Origin of the sequence: Citrobacter sp. Cf125 (genome assembly GCF_030333935.1) — a bacterium.
In the GTDB taxonomy this organism is placed as follows: Bacteria; Pseudomonadota; Gammaproteobacteria; order Enterobacterales; family Enterobacteriaceae; genus Citrobacter; species Citrobacter freundii.
In genome coordinates this window covers 335,993-351,110 of record NZ_JAOWEY010000024.1, presented here as the reverse complement: position 1 = coordinate 351,110, position 15,118 = coordinate 335,993, and the positions used below count along the sequence as shown (strand labels likewise).

Sequence of the window (15,118 nt, the reverse complement as noted above, 5' to 3'; positions counted from 1 at the left end):
GTTTTGTCATACAAATGAAAATACAGACATTTGCGATTGTCCTGATATAAGAAGAGGAGAGTTGCCATCAAAGGAAAACGATCAGAGCATCACCATGAACCCAGGTATTGGTAAAACCAGCAAACAGAAAAACTGGGCATGAAATACGAATGAACATTTGTTTGATATCGCGATATCAAGCGCAATAAACAGAAATGAAGCAATGGAGTAGTTATTGTGAATGTAAATTTCTTTGTTACCTGTATTGGTGACGCACTGAAATCACGGATGGCACGAGACTCCGTATTGCTGCTGGAAAAACTGGGTTGTCGCGTTAATTTCCCCGAGAAGCAAGGGTGTTGCGGTCAGCCAGCCATCAACAGCGGTTACATCAAAGAGGCGATCCCCGGGATGAAAAACCTGATCGCCGCCCTGGAGGACAACGACGATCCGATTATCTCCCCGGCAGGCTCCTGCACCTACGCGGTAAAAAGCTACCCGACGTATCTGGCGGATGAGCCTGAATGGGCGCTGCGCGCCGAGAAGGTTGCCGGACGTATGCAGGATCTCACCTCTTTTATCGTCAACAAACTGGGCGTGGTGGACGTGGGTGCCAGCCTGCAGGGCCGCGCTGTGTATCACCCTTCCTGTAGCCTGACCCGCAAACTGGGGGTGAAGGAAGAGCCGCTCACGCTGCTGAAAAACGTGCGCGGACTGGAGTTGTTGACGTTTGCCGATCAGGACACCTGCTGCGGCTTTGGCGGGACGTTCTCGGTCAAGATGGCCGAGATCTCCGGCGAGATGGTGAAAGAGAAAGTTTTACATCTGATGGATGCGAAGCCGGAGTTTTTGATCGGCGCTGACGTCAGCTGCCTGCTGAATATTGGCGGCCGACTGCAACGCGAAGGCCAGCCGGTCAAAGTGATGCATATTGCTGAAGTGCTGATGAGCCGCTGAGGGGAAAGAGATGTCGATAAAAACCAGCGATGTAGAATTTAAACTGCGCATTCGTCAGCAGATCGAAGATCCGATCATGCGCAAAGCCGTGGCCAACGCGCAGGAGCGTATTGGTGCGAATCGGCAGAAAATGGTTGATGAGCTAGGCCACTGGGAAGACTGGCGCGATCGTGCCAGCCAGATCCGCGATCACGTTCTGAGCAACCTCGATGCTTACCTGTACCAACTCTCCGAGAAAGTGACGGAAAACGGCGGGCACGTCTATTTCGCCAAAACCAAAGAAGACGCCACCCGCTACATTTTGCAGGTTGCGCAGAGTAAAAATGCGAAGAAGGTGGTGAAGTCCAAGTCGATGGTGACCGAAGAGATCGGTGTCAACCATGTGCTGCAGGATGCCGGAATTCAGGTGATCGAAACCGATCTCGGCGAATATATCCTGCAGTTGGATCAGGATCCGCCTTCGCATGTCGTGGTCCCGGCTATTCATAAAGATCGCTACCAGATCCGCCGCGTGCTGAACGAACGTCTGGGCTACGACGGCCCGGAAACCCCGGAAGCCATGACCTTGTTCATTCGCCAAAAGATCCGCGAGGATTTCCTCAGTGCCGAAATCGGTATTACCGGCTGTAACTTTGCCGTGGCGGAAACCGGCTCTGTTTGCCTGGTGACCAACGAAGGCAACGCGCGCATGTGTACCACGCTGCCGAAAACGCACATTGCGGTGATGGGCATGGAGCGTATCGCGCCGACCTTTGCCGAGGTGGATGTGCTGATCACCATGCTGGCGCGCAGCGCTGTGGGCGCACGTCTGACGGGCTACAACACCTGGCTGACCGGCCCACGCGAGGCGGATAACGTCGACGGCCCGGAAGAGTTCCATCTGGTGATTGTCGATAACGGCCGCTCACAGGTGCTGGGCTCTGAGTTTCGCGATGTGCTGCGCTGCATCCGCTGCGGGGCTTGTATGAACACCTGCCCGGCGTACCGCCACATTGGCGGACACGGTTATGGTTCTATCTATCCCGGCCCTATCGGCGCGGTGATCTCTCCGCTGCTCGGCGGCTATAAAGATTTTAAAGATCTGCCATACGCCTGTTCATTATGCACGGCCTGTGACAGCGTTTGTCCGGTTAAGATTCCGCTGTCAAAACTGATCCTGCGTCATCGCCGGGTGATGGCCGAGGAGGGCATTACGCCGAAAGCCGAGCGACGGGCGATCAAAATGTTCGCCTACGCCAATAGCCATCCGGGGCTGTGGAAAGTCGGGATGATGGCGGGCGCACATGCGGCGAGCTGGTTTATCAATGGCGGCAAAACGCCGCTCAAGGTTGGCGCGATTGGTGACTGGATGGAGGCGCGCGATCTGCCTGATGCCGACGGCGAGAGCTTCCGTAGCTGGTTTAAGAAACATCAGGCGCAGGAGAAAAAGAATGGATAACCGTACCGCGTTTTTAAATACCATCGCCCAGGCGCTGGGTCGCCCGCTGCGCTTCGAACCGCAAGCGGATGTCGCACCGGTTAACAACTATGCTAACGAGCGCCTGACCGAACTTAGCCCGCAGCAGCGCTGCGATGCGTTTGTCCAGTTTGCCAGTGAAGTGATGCTGGCTCGCTGTGAGCTGACTCGCGAAGACCAGGCCGCAGATGCGGCGCTCCGTCTGTGCGAAGAATTGGGCCAGCAGCCGGTGGTGCTGAGCGGCGACAGCCGGCTGGCGGCGCTGGGCATTACCGAACGCTTGCAACAGGAATGCAACGCCGTAGTCTGGGATCCGGCGCGTGGCAGCGAAAATATTACCCAGGCCGAAAAGGCGAAAGTGGGCGTGGTGTATGCCGAGTATGGTCTGACCGAGTCCGGCGGCGTGGTGCTGTTTTCCGCGCCGGAGCGCGGGCGTTCCCTGAGCCTGTTGCCGGAATCCTCAATTTTCGTGCTGCGTAAAAGCACTATCCTGCCGCGCGTGGCGCAACTGGCAGAAAAACTGCATCAGAAGGCGCAGGCCGGTGAGCGTATGCCATCGTGCATTAACATCATTAGTGGACCCAGCTCGACGGCGGATATTGAGCTTATCAAGGTGGTTGGGGTGCATGGCCCGGTGAAGGCGGTGTATCTGATTATTGAGGATTGTTGAGGCAGGATGGATAACCGCTCTGGCGCTGCGGGCCAGAGCGGTATCGACGTTATGCAATCATGCTGATGGTCAATACGATAATCAGGCCAACCACGGAGTTCACCAGCTCCAGCAGACCCCAGGTTTTCAGCGTATCCTTCACCGACAGGTCAAAGTAGCCTTTGAACAGCCAGAACGAGGCATCGTTGATATGGGTCAGGGTGTTGGAGCCCGCCGCCGTTGCCAGTACCAGTAACGCCGGATCGACGCCCACCAGTTGACCGGTTGCCGGGTCGAGAATGGCGGCGCTAATAATCCCTGCTGCCGTCATGGCTGAGACTACGCCCTGACCCGTTGCCAGACGAATCAGCACGGTTATCAACCACGCCATGATGTACGGAGAAATATTGCCGTGCGACATCAGCATACCGATGGTATCGCCAATGCCGGTATCAATAATGGTCTGCTTCAGTACACCGCCCGCGCCGATGATCAGGATCACCATGGCGATGCTTTTCACCGCGTTTTCAAAGGCATTCATCACCCATTGCATGTCGTGACCACGCGCGGTACCAAACAGCACGAAGGCGACAACCATAGCGATAAACATTGCAATCGGTGAAGAGCCTAAGAAGTTGACCACTTCCCACGCCTGCGTCCCTTTCACCAGCCAGATGTTGGCGATGGTGGTGGAGATCATGATGATTGCCGGGATCAGCGGCACCAGGATAGAAACACCGAAGGATGGCAGGTTATTCTGGTCAACCGGTACGTCGGCCTTCATGAATGACGGCGTTGGGCGATCGAGGTTGCCGAGGAATTTCGGCAGGATAAGCCCGGCGCAGATCACGCTCGGAATGGTCACCAGAATACCGTAGATGTAAACCATGCCCATGTCCGCACCGTAGGCGTTAACCAGCGCCACCGGACCCGGCTGCGGTGGGAACAGCGAGTGGGCGGTGGTGGCGGCGGCAACGGCAGGAATCGCCAGCTTGAGGAACGGGATCTTCGCTTCTGCAGCAATGACGATCACCAGCGGCGCCAGCATAATGAATGCCACTTCATAGAACATCGCCAGGCCGAAGATCAGACCAATAATGATTACCGACAGCTGCACATAGCGCAGGCCGAGGCGCGCCAGCAGCGTATGGGCAATCTGATGCGCCGCCCCGGAATCAACCATCAGCTTACCGATGACCGCCCCGAATACCACGATAATCGCCAGTTCACCCAGCGTGCTGCCAAAGCCGGATTTCATGGTGTGCAGCAGCTCCATTAAATCCATACCCGCCAGCATACCGACCGAGAGCGCCGCCAGCAGCAGGGCGACCATCGAGTTTATTTTGAATCTTAGATTGAGCACCAGCATCAGACCGATGCCGAATACGACCCACAGAATATTGAGAACGTGCATATAACGTCTACCTTTATTGGTTGAACTATTATGATTTTGGTTGAGATGTTACATATATTGGTTAACCATTGATGCGATGAATGTCACATTGCGTTACATGTTTACATTATTACTGAGCAACAGGGCCGTAAAATGGCGATCTCAATAGAATAAATCGTGATTTGGTTAACCAATTTTAAGCTTCAGGTTGACATGTCATACCAAAAGGAGGAATTTATGTGCCATATCGTCGAGTCCATAACGTAACGAGGAATAAAACATGGAACAGACATGGCGCTGGTATGGTCCTAACGATCCGGTCACCTTAGCGGATGTACGTCAGGCGGGTGCCACAGGCGTTGTCACCGCCTTGCACCATATCCCGAACGGGGAAGTGTGGACGGTTGATGAGATCCTAAAACGCAAAGCCATTATTGAGCAGGCGGGCCTGGTCTGGTCGGTCGTCGAAAGCGTGCCGATCCACGAAGACATTAAAACCCGTTCCGGCAACTATCTGCAGTGGATCGCCAACTACCAGCAAAGCCTGCGTAACCTGGCTCAGTGCGGTATTCGTACCGTGTGCTACAACTTCATGCCGGTTCTCGACTGGACCCGTACCGACCTGGAATACGTTCTGCCGGACGGCTCCAAAGCGCTGCGTTTTGACCAGATTGAGTTTGCCGCCTTTGAGCTGCATATCCTCCAGCGTCCGGGCGCGGAAGCGGACTACACCGCCGAAGAGATTGCTCAGGCAAATGAACGCTTCGCCAACATGAGCGATGAAGACAAAGCGCGTCTGACCCGCAACATCATCGCCGGTCTGCCGGGTGCGGAAGAGGGCTACACGCTTGACCAGTTTCGCCAGCATCTGGCGCGCTATAAAGATATCGACAAAGCCGCGCTGCGTGAGAATTTTGCCGTCTTCCTGAAGGCGATTATTCCGGTGGCGGAAGAAGCAGGCGTACGCATGGCGGTACACCCGGACGATCCGCCGCGCCCGATCCTTGGCCTGCCGCGCATTGTTTCCACCGTGGAAGATATGCAGTGGATGGTCGATACGGTCAACAGTATGGCGAACGGTTTCACCATGTGCACCGGCTCCTACGGCGTGCGGGCGGACAACGATCTGGTCGACATGATCAAACAGTTTGGTCCACGCATTTACTTCACCCATCTGCGCTCCACGCTGCGTGAAGATAACCCGAAAACCTTCCATGAGGCGGCGCATCTTAATGGCGATGTCGACATGTACGAGGTGGTGAAAGCGATCGTTGAAGAAGAACAACGCCGTAAAGCCGAGGGTAAAGAGGATCTGATCCCGATGCGTCCGGACCATGGCCACCAGATGCTGGACGATCTGAAAAAGAAAACCAACCCAGGCTACTCCGCGATTGGTCGCCTGAAAGGGCTGGCGGAAGTGCGCGGCGTTGAGATGGCTATCCAGCGCGCTTTCTTTAGCCGCTAAAGCGAGTTGCCGGCCACCTGTCTGGCCGGCTTTTTCTTTTCTCATCCGTTGGCCTTTCAACGGGTTCTGGAGTTCACGATGACAACGACAATTGCCAATAGCGACCTGCCGGTTGCGCGCCCTGCATGGGACCGCTCGCGCCTGCAATCCCGCATTGTTCACCTGGGATGTGGCGCTTTTCACCGCGCACATCAGGCGCTGTACACCCATCATTTGCTGGAAACCACTGACAGCGACTGGGGGATCTGTGAAGTTAACCTGATGCCGGGTAACGACTGCGTACTGATTGAAAATCTGCGCAAGCAGCAACTGCTGTATACCGTGGCGGAAAAAGGCGCGGACAACACCGTGCTGAAAGTGATCGGGTCAATGAAAGAAGCGCTGCACCCGGATCTTGACGGCTGTGACGGTATTTTACAGGCGATGGCGCGCCCGCAGACGGCAATTGTTTCGCTGACGGTCACCGAAAAAGGCTACTGCACCGATGCGGCCAGCGGTCAGTTAGATCTCAATAACCCGCTGATTAAACACGATCTGGCGAATCCGACCGCGCCGAAATCGGCGATTGGTTACATCGTACAAGCGCTGTACCTGCGCCGTGAGCAGGGGCTGGCGGCTTTTACCGTGATGTCCTGCGATAACGTGCGTGAAAATGGGCATGTGGCGAAAGTCGCAGTACTGGGGCTGGCGCAGGCGCGCGACCCGCAGCTGGCGCAGTGGATTGAAGCTAATGCGACTTTCCCGTGCACTATGGTCGACCGCATTGTTCCGGCGGCGACGCCGGAAACGTTGCAGGAGATTGCCGACCAGTTGGGCGTTTACGATCCGTGTGCTATCGCCTGTGAGCCGTTCCGTCAGTGGGTAATTGAAGACAATTTTGTCAACGGTCGTCCTGACTGGGACAAGGTTGGCGCACAGTTCGTGGCCGACGTGGTGCCGTTTGAAATGATGAAACTGCGCATGCTCAACGGCAGCCACTCTTTCCTCGCATATCTGGGCTATCTCGGCGGCTATGAAACCATCGCCGATACCATGACCAATCCGGCGTACCGCAAAGCGGCGTTTGCGCTGATGATGCAGGAGCAAGCGCCGACGCTCTCGATGCCGGAAGGCACCGATCTCAACGCCTACGCGACGCTGCTGATCGAGCGTTTCAGCAACCCGTCTCTGCGCCACCGTACCTGGCAGATTGCGATGGACGGCAGCCAGAAACTGCCGCAGCGCCTGCTGGATCCGGTGCGTCTGCACCTGCAAAATGCCAGCGGCTGGCGTCACCTGGCGCTGGGCGTGGCGGGCTGGATGCGCTACACCCACGGTGTGGATGAGCAAGGGCAGGCCATTGATGTTGTCGACCCTATGCTGGCTGAATTCCAGCACATTAACCAACAGTACCAGGGCGCCGAGCGCGTGACGGCGCTGCTGGGGCTGTCTGGCATTTTTGGTCATGACCTGGCGGAAAACGCTGGCTTTGTGGAGACCATTATCGCGACGTATCAACAGCTATGTGAACACGGCGCACGTGAGTGCGTTGCGGCATTAAGCGCTGACGCATAACTTCCGAACTATGACGGGTCAATCAAAATATTGGTTTGGTTGACCCGTTTTCTGTTTTTGCCTTCCCGCAAATGCTATAGTTCGATACCTATTCCCCGTATCTGATTACACGCATCTGACGGACATAACACGATGAAATCGAACACTTCTCAGCAAAGACCCTACCAGGAAGTGGGTGCCATGATCCGCGATCTGATTGTCCAGACGCCGTACCAGCCCGGTGAACGCTTGCCGCCAGAGCGTGAAATTGCCGAGATGCTCAATGTCACTCGCACGGTGGTTCGCGAAGCGTTAATCATGCTGGAAATTAAAGGCCTGGTGGACGTGCGCCGCGGGGCAGGGATCTACGTGCTCGACAATGCGGATGCGCAGACTATCGACAGTACGGATGCAAATCATTGCAATGATGCGGGCCCGTTTGAACTGTTGCAGGCGCGACAGCTGCTGGAAAGCAACATTGCCGAATTTGCCGCGCTGCAGGCTACCCGCGAAGATATCGTCAAAATGCGCCAGGCGTTGCAACTGGAAGAGCGGGAACTGGCTTCCAGCGAGCCGAACGGTTCTGAAAGCGGCGACATGCAGTTCCATCTCGCCATAGCTGAGGCCACGCATAACAGCATGCTGGTGGAGCTGTTTCGCCAGTCATGGCAGTGGCGTGAGAACAACCCGATGTGGATCCAGCTCCATAGCCACCTCGACGATACCCACTACCGGAAAGAGTGGATGGGCGACCATAAACAGATCCTGGCTGCATTAATCAAAAAAGATGCCCGCGCGGCCAAGCTGGCCATGTGGCAGCATCTGGAAAATGTCAAACAGCGTCTGCTGGAGTTTTCAAATGTCGATGACATTGATTTTGATGGTTATCTGTTTGATTCCTGGCCGCTGGATAAAGTTAACGCCTGATTTTCCTTCCTCTCATACGCGGGCTATTGCGGCCCGCACCGCGTTTTCCGCATCCTCATTCATTGCCCGGCAGGGCCGCTTTTCACGTTCTGAAAGTCACGTAAAAAATTGTTTCCATCGCCTCGGATGAACATTTTTTCGTCCCCTTTGTGCGGTGCAAATTGATTTAAATCAATTAAAAACAACTTATTTTCGCATGCGAAAAAATGTGTCATTTACCTTATTTTTACCTTTCCGTGCTTATTTTTAGACAAAATGGGTCTGGGTTAAGTGAGAATCAACGCGATCTCTGCAGTAATCAGGATAAGGTTTACCGGCATAACTACACATAGAAACAAGCGGTTCGCGTAAATGTAGACATTAATAACGGTGCGTAACTTATTGGTCGTAATGATGTTTTGATTGGTGATATAGTTGATGTAAATGTTTCATGCTTTTTTAATCAAATGAATAAAATCCAATATTCGTAAAGCTAGCATTACACATTATTCCATAAACAAGTTATCTTTCATTTGAAATATCGTTCCATTCTTCATTGGTTTATTAACACTTTCATTACTATTATGACTGTATTTTACCGTTGACATGTTTTTACACTAACTGCATATTTCATCGCCATAAGCGTGTTATTACGTTCAGGAGTTGAAAATGCCATCTCGAGACTATCCCGATATTCGAAAACCCAGAGGGACCCGATCAAAAGATATGGTTCTTTTAAGTGCCCGTGTCGATACCTCTTTGTGGGAATATGTGCGAACGCTGGCATTTGAAACCCGTAAAAGTAAACAAGATATTATTGCTGAAGCATTAATGTTGCATCGCTCAGTTAATGAGAGTGAAAGTCTCGAGTAATTATCGCTGTCCGGTTTTGATTGAAAATCCAAAAATTAATTATGTCTTGCCACTTCATTATTACCTTCATTGGTATTTTTTTTGGTGTGTTATTGGTATTGCCCCTTAATCCATAGGGGACTTTTTTATGCAGGTATTCTGCCTGCATAACAAAGTTGATAGCCAAATTCACAATTAAAAGTGAGTAATAACATGAAAAAGTCAGTAGTGGCATTAGCTGTAATGGCATTAGGGGTAACCTCCGTTCATGCAGCGGAAATTTATAATAAAGATGGCAACAAGCTGGATCTCTACGGCAAAGTAAAAGCAGCCCATTCCTGGACTGATGGTACTAATGCTGATGAAACCTACGCACGTCTGGGTTTTCGCGGTGAGACGCAAATCAACGATCAACTGACCGGTTACGGGCAATTTGAAAGTCAGTTTGATGCCGCTAAAGCAGAAGGTTCTCAGAATGGCGTTAATACACGTCTGGCGTTTGCTGGCCTGGATTATGGTCATGACGTCAGTTTTGACTATGGTCGCAACTATGGTATCGCTTACGATGTGGGAGCTTATACTGATACTCTCTCAGAGTTCGGCGGTGACTCCTTTGAAAATACTGACCGCTTCCTTACTACACGCACTTCTGGCGTTGCAACACTTCGCACCAAAAATCTGTTTGGTGCCGTTGATGGTCTGAACGTCGGGGCGCAATATCAGGGTCAGGACGATACCAATTCTGATCCGTCGAAACAACACGGCAATGGCTACGGCTTCTCCCTGGGTTATGACAACATTGCGGATTCTGGCATATCTGCAATTGCGGCCTATACCAACAGTTCTGTGACTGCTCAGCAGAAACAAAAAGGTTGGAATGGCGAAAACGCAGAGTTCTGGGGCGCGGGTCTGAAATATGATGCTAATGCTATCTATGTAGCGACTATGTACGGAGAGTCCCACAACCTGATTCAGGATGCGGACAAAGCTGAGCACTTTGAAGCGATGGCTGCGTATGTGTTTGATTTTGGTCTGCGTCCGAACGTGGCTTACGTCCACGCGCGTGATAACAACAATAATGACCTGACCGAATACGTCGCGCTGGGTACAGACTACTACTTCAACAAAAACATCGTGGCTGATGTAGGTTACAAAATTAACCTGCTCGATGGTAAAGACAGCGATAACCAGGTTGCTGCGGGTCTGACCTATCAGTTCTAACTTTTTGTTCTGGTATGAAAAAGGCGTCCTGGTTCAGACGCCTTTTTTTATATCTGCCGGCGTTTAAACCGGCTGACTCTCTTCCTGCTGTACACCGCTAAACAGCCATTGCCAGATGCCCATTGCCATAAAAATGTTGTTGATAACAGGAAGATAATAAACAATCCCAGTGCGCCAAACAGGCCAAAGTCTTTATAATCCTTTAGCGTGCCAATTAAACCCGCCAAAATAATCAACCCCAGTAACATTCTTTTAAACCACGACATGTGTTTTCCCGAAGATAGTGTTGATGTTGAATTAATATGTCCATTTTTACGCATTTTAAATTGAGCTTATAAATGAATGGACGGGAATTATAAATTGTCTGGTGGGTAATTACCGATTATTTGCGGTTTATTAAATGTTGACATTTAATTGCGGACTAATCCGAATATACCTTCTTTAGAAGGTTGCCGGTTATACCCTTTTTGGCGAGGCGAAACGCTGTTTGTATAATTGCGTGAGGCTGATAAGTGCCGCAATAAACAACGCGACGGCGCCGCACACCGTGGCGTTAACGATCGCCAGTGCGCCGCTTCCCAGCAGGCTGGTTAATAGCGGACCAAGTATTTGCCCAATGCCGTAAGTCAGAGTGACCAGGCCCAGCAGATTAATATTGCGCGGTACGCTAAGTTGTCGCGCAAGCGGCATCACCAGTGAAGTGGTTCCCATAAACGTTGCGCCAAAACCCATGCTGCTTATCACCAGCAGCGGCAAAGAGCCGCTGGCGAGCGTCATGAGCACGCAGGCGCTTTGAATCAACAAATTCGCCGTCAGGCATTGCAATACTCCCCAGCGTCGGGCGGCCCACAGCCAGGCGAAACACCCCGGAATTATTGATATGCCGACCAGCGACCAGAGATGGGCAGTCAACAGCGGCGAGCCGGCGCTTTTCGCCATTAGCGGCAGGTAGGTGGCGACAATGATGTAGCCAAATCCGGCCAGCCCGTACAGCAGCGCCAACAGCCACCAGGACATAGGCTGATGCTCTGTTTTTACCGGGGCCGCGGCGGGGAGCACGTGGTCGCGAGATGGCAGGAGTATAACCAGTAGCACAAAGAACAGAGCCGAGGCTGCCGCCGCGCCCAGCCAGAGCGTGTGCGAGGACAGCGCAAAATGCAGCCCGCTAATGACATATTCATTGCCCAGCAAAATGCCTGCGCCAACGCCGGAGAACAACGCCGCGATCACGAAGGGATGCCGGGTATGATGCAGAACGATCATCGAGCCAAAGATCATCATACCGGCACTGGCGACGCCCGCCAGAAAGCGGATCAGCATCACCAGCGCGGGCTGCGTAAAGCTAGCCATCGCCAGAATCAGCCCTGCGGTAGCGAGCGCGGACGTTAGCAACATCGGACGTAAGCGTGAGGGGAGATGAAAGAGCCCAAAGGAGAAGAGCAGGCTTCCCGCCAGATACCCGGCGTAGTTGGCGCTGGCAATCCACGAGAGTTGGTCAAACGTAAATTGACCTTCCGACAGCAGCACCGGCAGCATTGGCGTATACAGAAAGCGCCCAATTCCCATACCCAGCGTTAAGACCAGCATGCCAAAGAGCGCGACACTGATGGCATGGCGATTTGAATCTGGGCTTCCCTGGGACATACGGACTCTCATTTCGCGCTGTTAGCTGGTAATTGTTATATTACATGCGTAAATGATAATGAAAAGTAAAAACAAAACCGCGTAACGCTGAATGCCATCAAAGGTTACGGCTGTAGACCCGCGAGACTTCCCCCCACGGATGATAGCCCGGCCCGTTAAAGTAAAACCCTGCTTTCTCGTATAAACCTTCCAGGTCAGTACACAGATGGAGCTGCGTAAAACCCAGCTGTCTGGCCTGCTGTGCAATATGTTCGATCAGGCGAAACGCCAGACCGTGACCACGATAGCGAGGATCGATATAGAGCGCGCATAGCCACGGCCACAGTTCGCCGCGACTAATAAAATCATTGGTGATCAATCCAGCACAGCCAACAATGCTACCACCATCCTGTAGCCAGTACCACTGCGGTAGCGGATTCTTTGCGCCAATACAACGGCGCAATGCATCCTCGTATACCGCCATGGAGTCTTCTGAGGCCCATTGCTGCTGAAAGTAAGCGGTGATCTCGTGCAGCTTTTCTGGCGTCTCGCGCAGGGAAAAAATGCGGATGCTCATCGTCATTGAATCTTTCTCCTTAAAAATTCGCCAGCGTCAGCAGGGACGGAATTTGCGACAACAGATATAACACCAGCCCGATTGAACCGCCAACCAACGTGCCGTTGACGCGAATAAACTGCAAATCTTTACCGATGTTTAACTCAATTTGCTGCGACATATCGCGTGCATCCCAACTTTTCACCGTGTCGCTAATATGGCGCGTCAGGAAGGTGGCGAACTCTGGCGCTACCTTATGCGCGGCCTGCTCCAGATGCCCATTTAGTGAGGCACGCAGGGCGCTGTCGGCTACCAGCGTTTCGCCGAACCACTGTCCGGCGCTGGCGATGCGCTGCTTCACGCGGGAATCATCTGCGTTAATGTCGGTTTTCACCCACTGACGCAGGTCTGCCCACAGCTCGCCAAGATAACGGTTGAAGGCTTCATCTTCCTTCAGATAGCTTTTCAGGCTTTCGGCACGCGCGGCCATTTCCGGATCGTGTTTGAGCTTATCGATGAGCTTAAATGTAGCGCGATCGAAGGCATGGCGGATCTGATGCGCGCGATCGTGGCTGATGTCATCCAGCAAGGAGTTAACGGCATCAGACACCAGCTCGGCGCTGTGCTCGCCCAGCCATTCGGTTGGCAGGATCTTCGCTTTCAGCGGATGTTCGGTTTCCAGCCAGTGCACTATTTGTCTGGCGATAAACGCTCGTGAGCTGTCGCGCTGTAGCAGGGCGATCAGTTGGGCGATCAGCGTATCGAGCAGCACCTGATGGCGATTGTTTTTGGTCATGCTTTCCAGCATCAGTGCGCTGGTTCCGGAGAGATCGACCTTGTCGATGGCCTTGTGCACCGCCCGCTTGATCAGCCGCTGAATGCGCGAGTCGTCGGTCAGTTCGAGAAAACCGCTCATGATCTGCAACAGATGCTGGCCGATGCGCTGGGCGTTTTCCGGCTGGCTGAACCAGTTGCCGATCAACAACGCCGGTTCATGGCGGCGGATCAGGGCTATCAGCGACTGGGTATCGAGGAATTTCTCTTGTACAAACTGACCAAGATTTTCGCCGATCCGATCCTTATTGCGCGGGATAATAGCCGTGTGTTGCGAGATAAACGGGATCGGCACCCGGCGAAAAAGCGCCACCACGGCAAACCAGTCCGCCAGCGCGCCGACCATCGCCGCTTCGGCGATTGCTTTGATCCCGAGCACCCAGAAGTTGGGTGGCAGAAATAGCGTGATGACGAAGGTCGCGGCAGCGATCAGCAGCAATGAGAGCGCCAGTCGCTTGGCACGTTTGAGTTCAGCAATTTTATTCATAGGCTTAAGGATAGAGCCAGACGGGGGGATCGCGCAAAAAATGTGGTGCGCCTCCCATTTTCAGGTGGGCTGGGTTTACTCCGGGATCCAGTTATCCCACGCCGGTAAGGGACCAAGTTCTGCGACCAGAAAATCGATAAACGATCGCACCTTCGGATTGCTGTACTTGCTGGGAAAGTACAGCGCATACAGGGCATGAGTTTCACAGGTGATGGTGCCGTCGAGCATCAGCGGCGTGATCTCCTCTTTTTGAATATGATCGCCAATCAAATAAGTGGGCAAATATGCCACCCCCTGATCTTCTAACACCGACTTCAACAGCACCAGACTGCTGTTGGCCTGGATCGGCATATGTAGTTTCAACTGATGCAGTCGATCCTGTTCATCTGCCACCTTCAGTACCGGCGTGAGGCCCGGGTAAACCAGGCAATCATGATCTACCAGATCGCTGCGACGCTGGGGCATGCCTTTTTTGGCGAGGTAGCCGGGTGAGGCACAGTACGCCCAGCGAACGGGCACCAGCTTGCGCATCGCATAGTTTTGCGGCGGCGCGGTGGAAATTCGCAGGGCAATGTCGAAATCCGTTTCGTTCAGATTGACGAAGTTATCGTTGAGATCGATATACAGATTCACATCCGGGAACTGGGAGCGGTATTTATCCACCAGGTTCACCAGCCGGGAATAACCAAACGCAATTGAGCAGGTTATACGTAATTCACCCTGCGGGTTATGGTAATAACCGGAAGTAGTGTTCAGCGTTTCATCGAATTCTTTCAACAGCTTGTTAGCGCGATTAAAGAGATATTGCCCGGCGTCGGTCAGGGTAATACTGCGGGTGGTGCGTTTAATTAATGTCGTGCCTAACGTATCTTCCATCGCTGCCAGGCTTTTGCTGACCGCAGACGGCGAGACGTTGAGCTGCGCCGCGGCTTCTGACAATCCTCCGCAGTCGACGATTTTAGTAAAAAACTCCAGATGCTTGAGTGAAATCGGCGTACTCATAGTTTCCTTTAATTCACAAGTGATTTGCAAAAACGGTACGAATAGGCCGTTACATTCGCCTTTTAAACATGCAACTATTGAATCACAGGAAACAACTTGCTGGCAAAATGAAAAAATAACAACTTAGGTGAGTTACGTCACAAATTAAAAGGAGGCGAAACGGAAACTCATCACATTGTGAATTTAATCTCATTAATTATTATTC

At 52.8% G+C, this 15,118-nt stretch carries 14 protein-coding genes; 8 read left to right on the top strand and 6 right to left on the bottom strand.

Annotation, left to right across the window (positions count from 1 at the left end):
* Nucleotides 1–216: 216 nt before the first annotated feature.
* Genes OGV89_RS15935 through OGV89_RS15925 form a run of 3 tightly spaced genes read left to right on the top strand, consistent with a single transcriptional unit; the run spans nucleotide 217 to nucleotide 3,062 of the window.
* Entirely contained in the window at nucleotides 217–936 is a 720-nt protein-coding gene (locus OGV89_RS15935) for a (Fe-S)-binding protein (protein WP_003845579.1), read from the top strand.
* Nucleotides 937–946: 10 nt separating this feature from the next.
* Nucleotides 947–2,374, top strand: coding sequence for a LutB/LldF family L-lactate oxidation iron-sulfur protein (locus OGV89_RS15930; RefSeq protein WP_003033254.1), 1,428 nt, complete (start codon nucleotides 947–949; stop codon nucleotides 2,372–2,374).
* The gene (locus OGV89_RS15925) at nucleotides 2,367–3,062 is read left to right on the top strand and encodes a LutC/YkgG family protein (protein WP_003837166.1); all 696 of its coding nucleotides are present in this window, start codon (nucleotides 2,367–2,369) and stop codon (nucleotides 3,060–3,062) included. Before OGV89_RS15930 ends, OGV89_RS15925 begins: the two co-directional genes overlap by 8 nt.
* Nucleotides 3,063–3,111: 49 nt before the next feature.
* Here OGV89_RS15925 and gntP read toward each other — a convergent pair whose 3' ends face one another.
* Nucleotides 3,112–4,455 carry a gluconate permease GntP gene (gene gntP, locus OGV89_RS15920; RefSeq protein ID WP_162648345.1) on the bottom strand — a complete coding sequence of 448 codons (1,344 nt, stop codon included), beginning with the start codon at nucleotides 4,453–4,455 and terminating at the stop codon, nucleotides 3,112–3,114.
* Nucleotides 4,456–4,714: 259 nt separating this feature from the next.
* Here gntP and uxuA point away from each other — a divergent pair, with 259 nt between their 5' ends.
* The 5 genes from uxuA to OGV89_RS15895 all read left to right on the top strand — a co-directional run bounded on the left by uxuA (nucleotide 4,715) and on the right by OGV89_RS15895 (nucleotide 10,411).
* A complete protein-coding gene (gene uxuA, locus OGV89_RS15915) occupies nucleotides 4,715–5,899 on the top strand; it encodes a mannonate dehydratase (RefSeq protein ID WP_003033263.1) in 1,185 nt (394 codons plus the stop codon).
* 78 nt (nucleotides 5,900–5,977) lie between these two features.
* A complete protein-coding gene (locus tag OGV89_RS15910) occupies nucleotides 5,978–7,453 on the top strand; it encodes a fructuronate reductase (RefSeq protein WP_003837172.1) in 1,476 nt (491 codons plus the stop codon).
* Between the two features lie 132 nt (nucleotides 7,454–7,585).
* A complete protein-coding gene (uxuR, locus tag OGV89_RS15905) occupies nucleotides 7,586–8,359 on the top strand; it encodes a Uxu operon transcriptional regulator (protein WP_003033268.1) in 774 nt (257 codons plus the stop codon).
* 648 nt (nucleotides 8,360–9,007) lie between these two features.
* Entirely contained in the window at nucleotides 9,008–9,211 is a 204-nt protein-coding gene (locus OGV89_RS15900; RefSeq protein ID WP_008322159.1) for a hypothetical protein, read from the top strand.
* A gap of 192 nt (nucleotides 9,212–9,403) precedes the next feature.
* Nucleotides 9,404–10,411: a porin gene (locus OGV89_RS15895; protein WP_134216254.1), complete on the top strand. Its 1,008-nt coding sequence runs from the start codon at nucleotides 9,404–9,406 to the stop codon at nucleotides 10,409–10,411.
* A 47-nt stretch (nucleotides 10,412–10,458) separates the two neighbouring features.
* On the opposite strand, the gene OGV89_RS15890 is transcribed toward OGV89_RS15895, so the two are convergent.
* The 5 genes from OGV89_RS15890 to OGV89_RS15870 all read right to left on the bottom strand — a co-directional run bounded on the left by OGV89_RS15890 (nucleotide 10,459) and on the right by OGV89_RS15870 (nucleotide 14,913).
* Nucleotides 10,459–10,677 carry a hypothetical protein gene (locus OGV89_RS15890; protein ID WP_046670864.1) on the bottom strand — a complete coding sequence of 73 codons (219 nt, stop codon included), beginning with the start codon at nucleotides 10,675–10,677 and terminating at the stop codon, nucleotides 10,459–10,461.
* Nucleotides 10,678–10,867: 190 nt separating this feature from the next.
* Complete coding sequence (locus tag OGV89_RS15885; protein WP_119173906.1) at nucleotides 10,868–12,055, bottom strand: MFS transporter; 1,188 nt, start codon at nucleotides 12,053–12,055, stop codon at nucleotides 10,868–10,870.
* A 97-nt stretch (nucleotides 12,056–12,152) separates the two neighbouring features.
* The gene (locus tag OGV89_RS15880; RefSeq protein ID WP_044713033.1) at nucleotides 12,153–12,617 is read right to left on the bottom strand and encodes a GNAT family N-acetyltransferase; all 465 of its coding nucleotides are present in this window, start codon (nucleotides 12,615–12,617) and stop codon (nucleotides 12,153–12,155) included.
* A 13-nt stretch (nucleotides 12,618–12,630) separates the two neighbouring features.
* Nucleotides 12,631–13,911, bottom strand: a complete 1,281-nt coding sequence (locus OGV89_RS15875; protein ID WP_049000926.1) for a DUF445 domain-containing protein — start codon at nucleotides 13,909–13,911, stop codon at nucleotides 12,631–12,633.
* A gap of 75 nt (nucleotides 13,912–13,986) precedes the next feature.
* Nucleotides 13,987–14,913 carry a LysR family transcriptional regulator gene (locus OGV89_RS15870; protein ID WP_005134122.1) on the bottom strand — a complete coding sequence of 309 codons (927 nt, stop codon included), beginning with the start codon at nucleotides 14,911–14,913 and terminating at the stop codon, nucleotides 13,987–13,989.
* Nucleotides 14,914–15,118 lie beyond the last annotated feature (205 nt).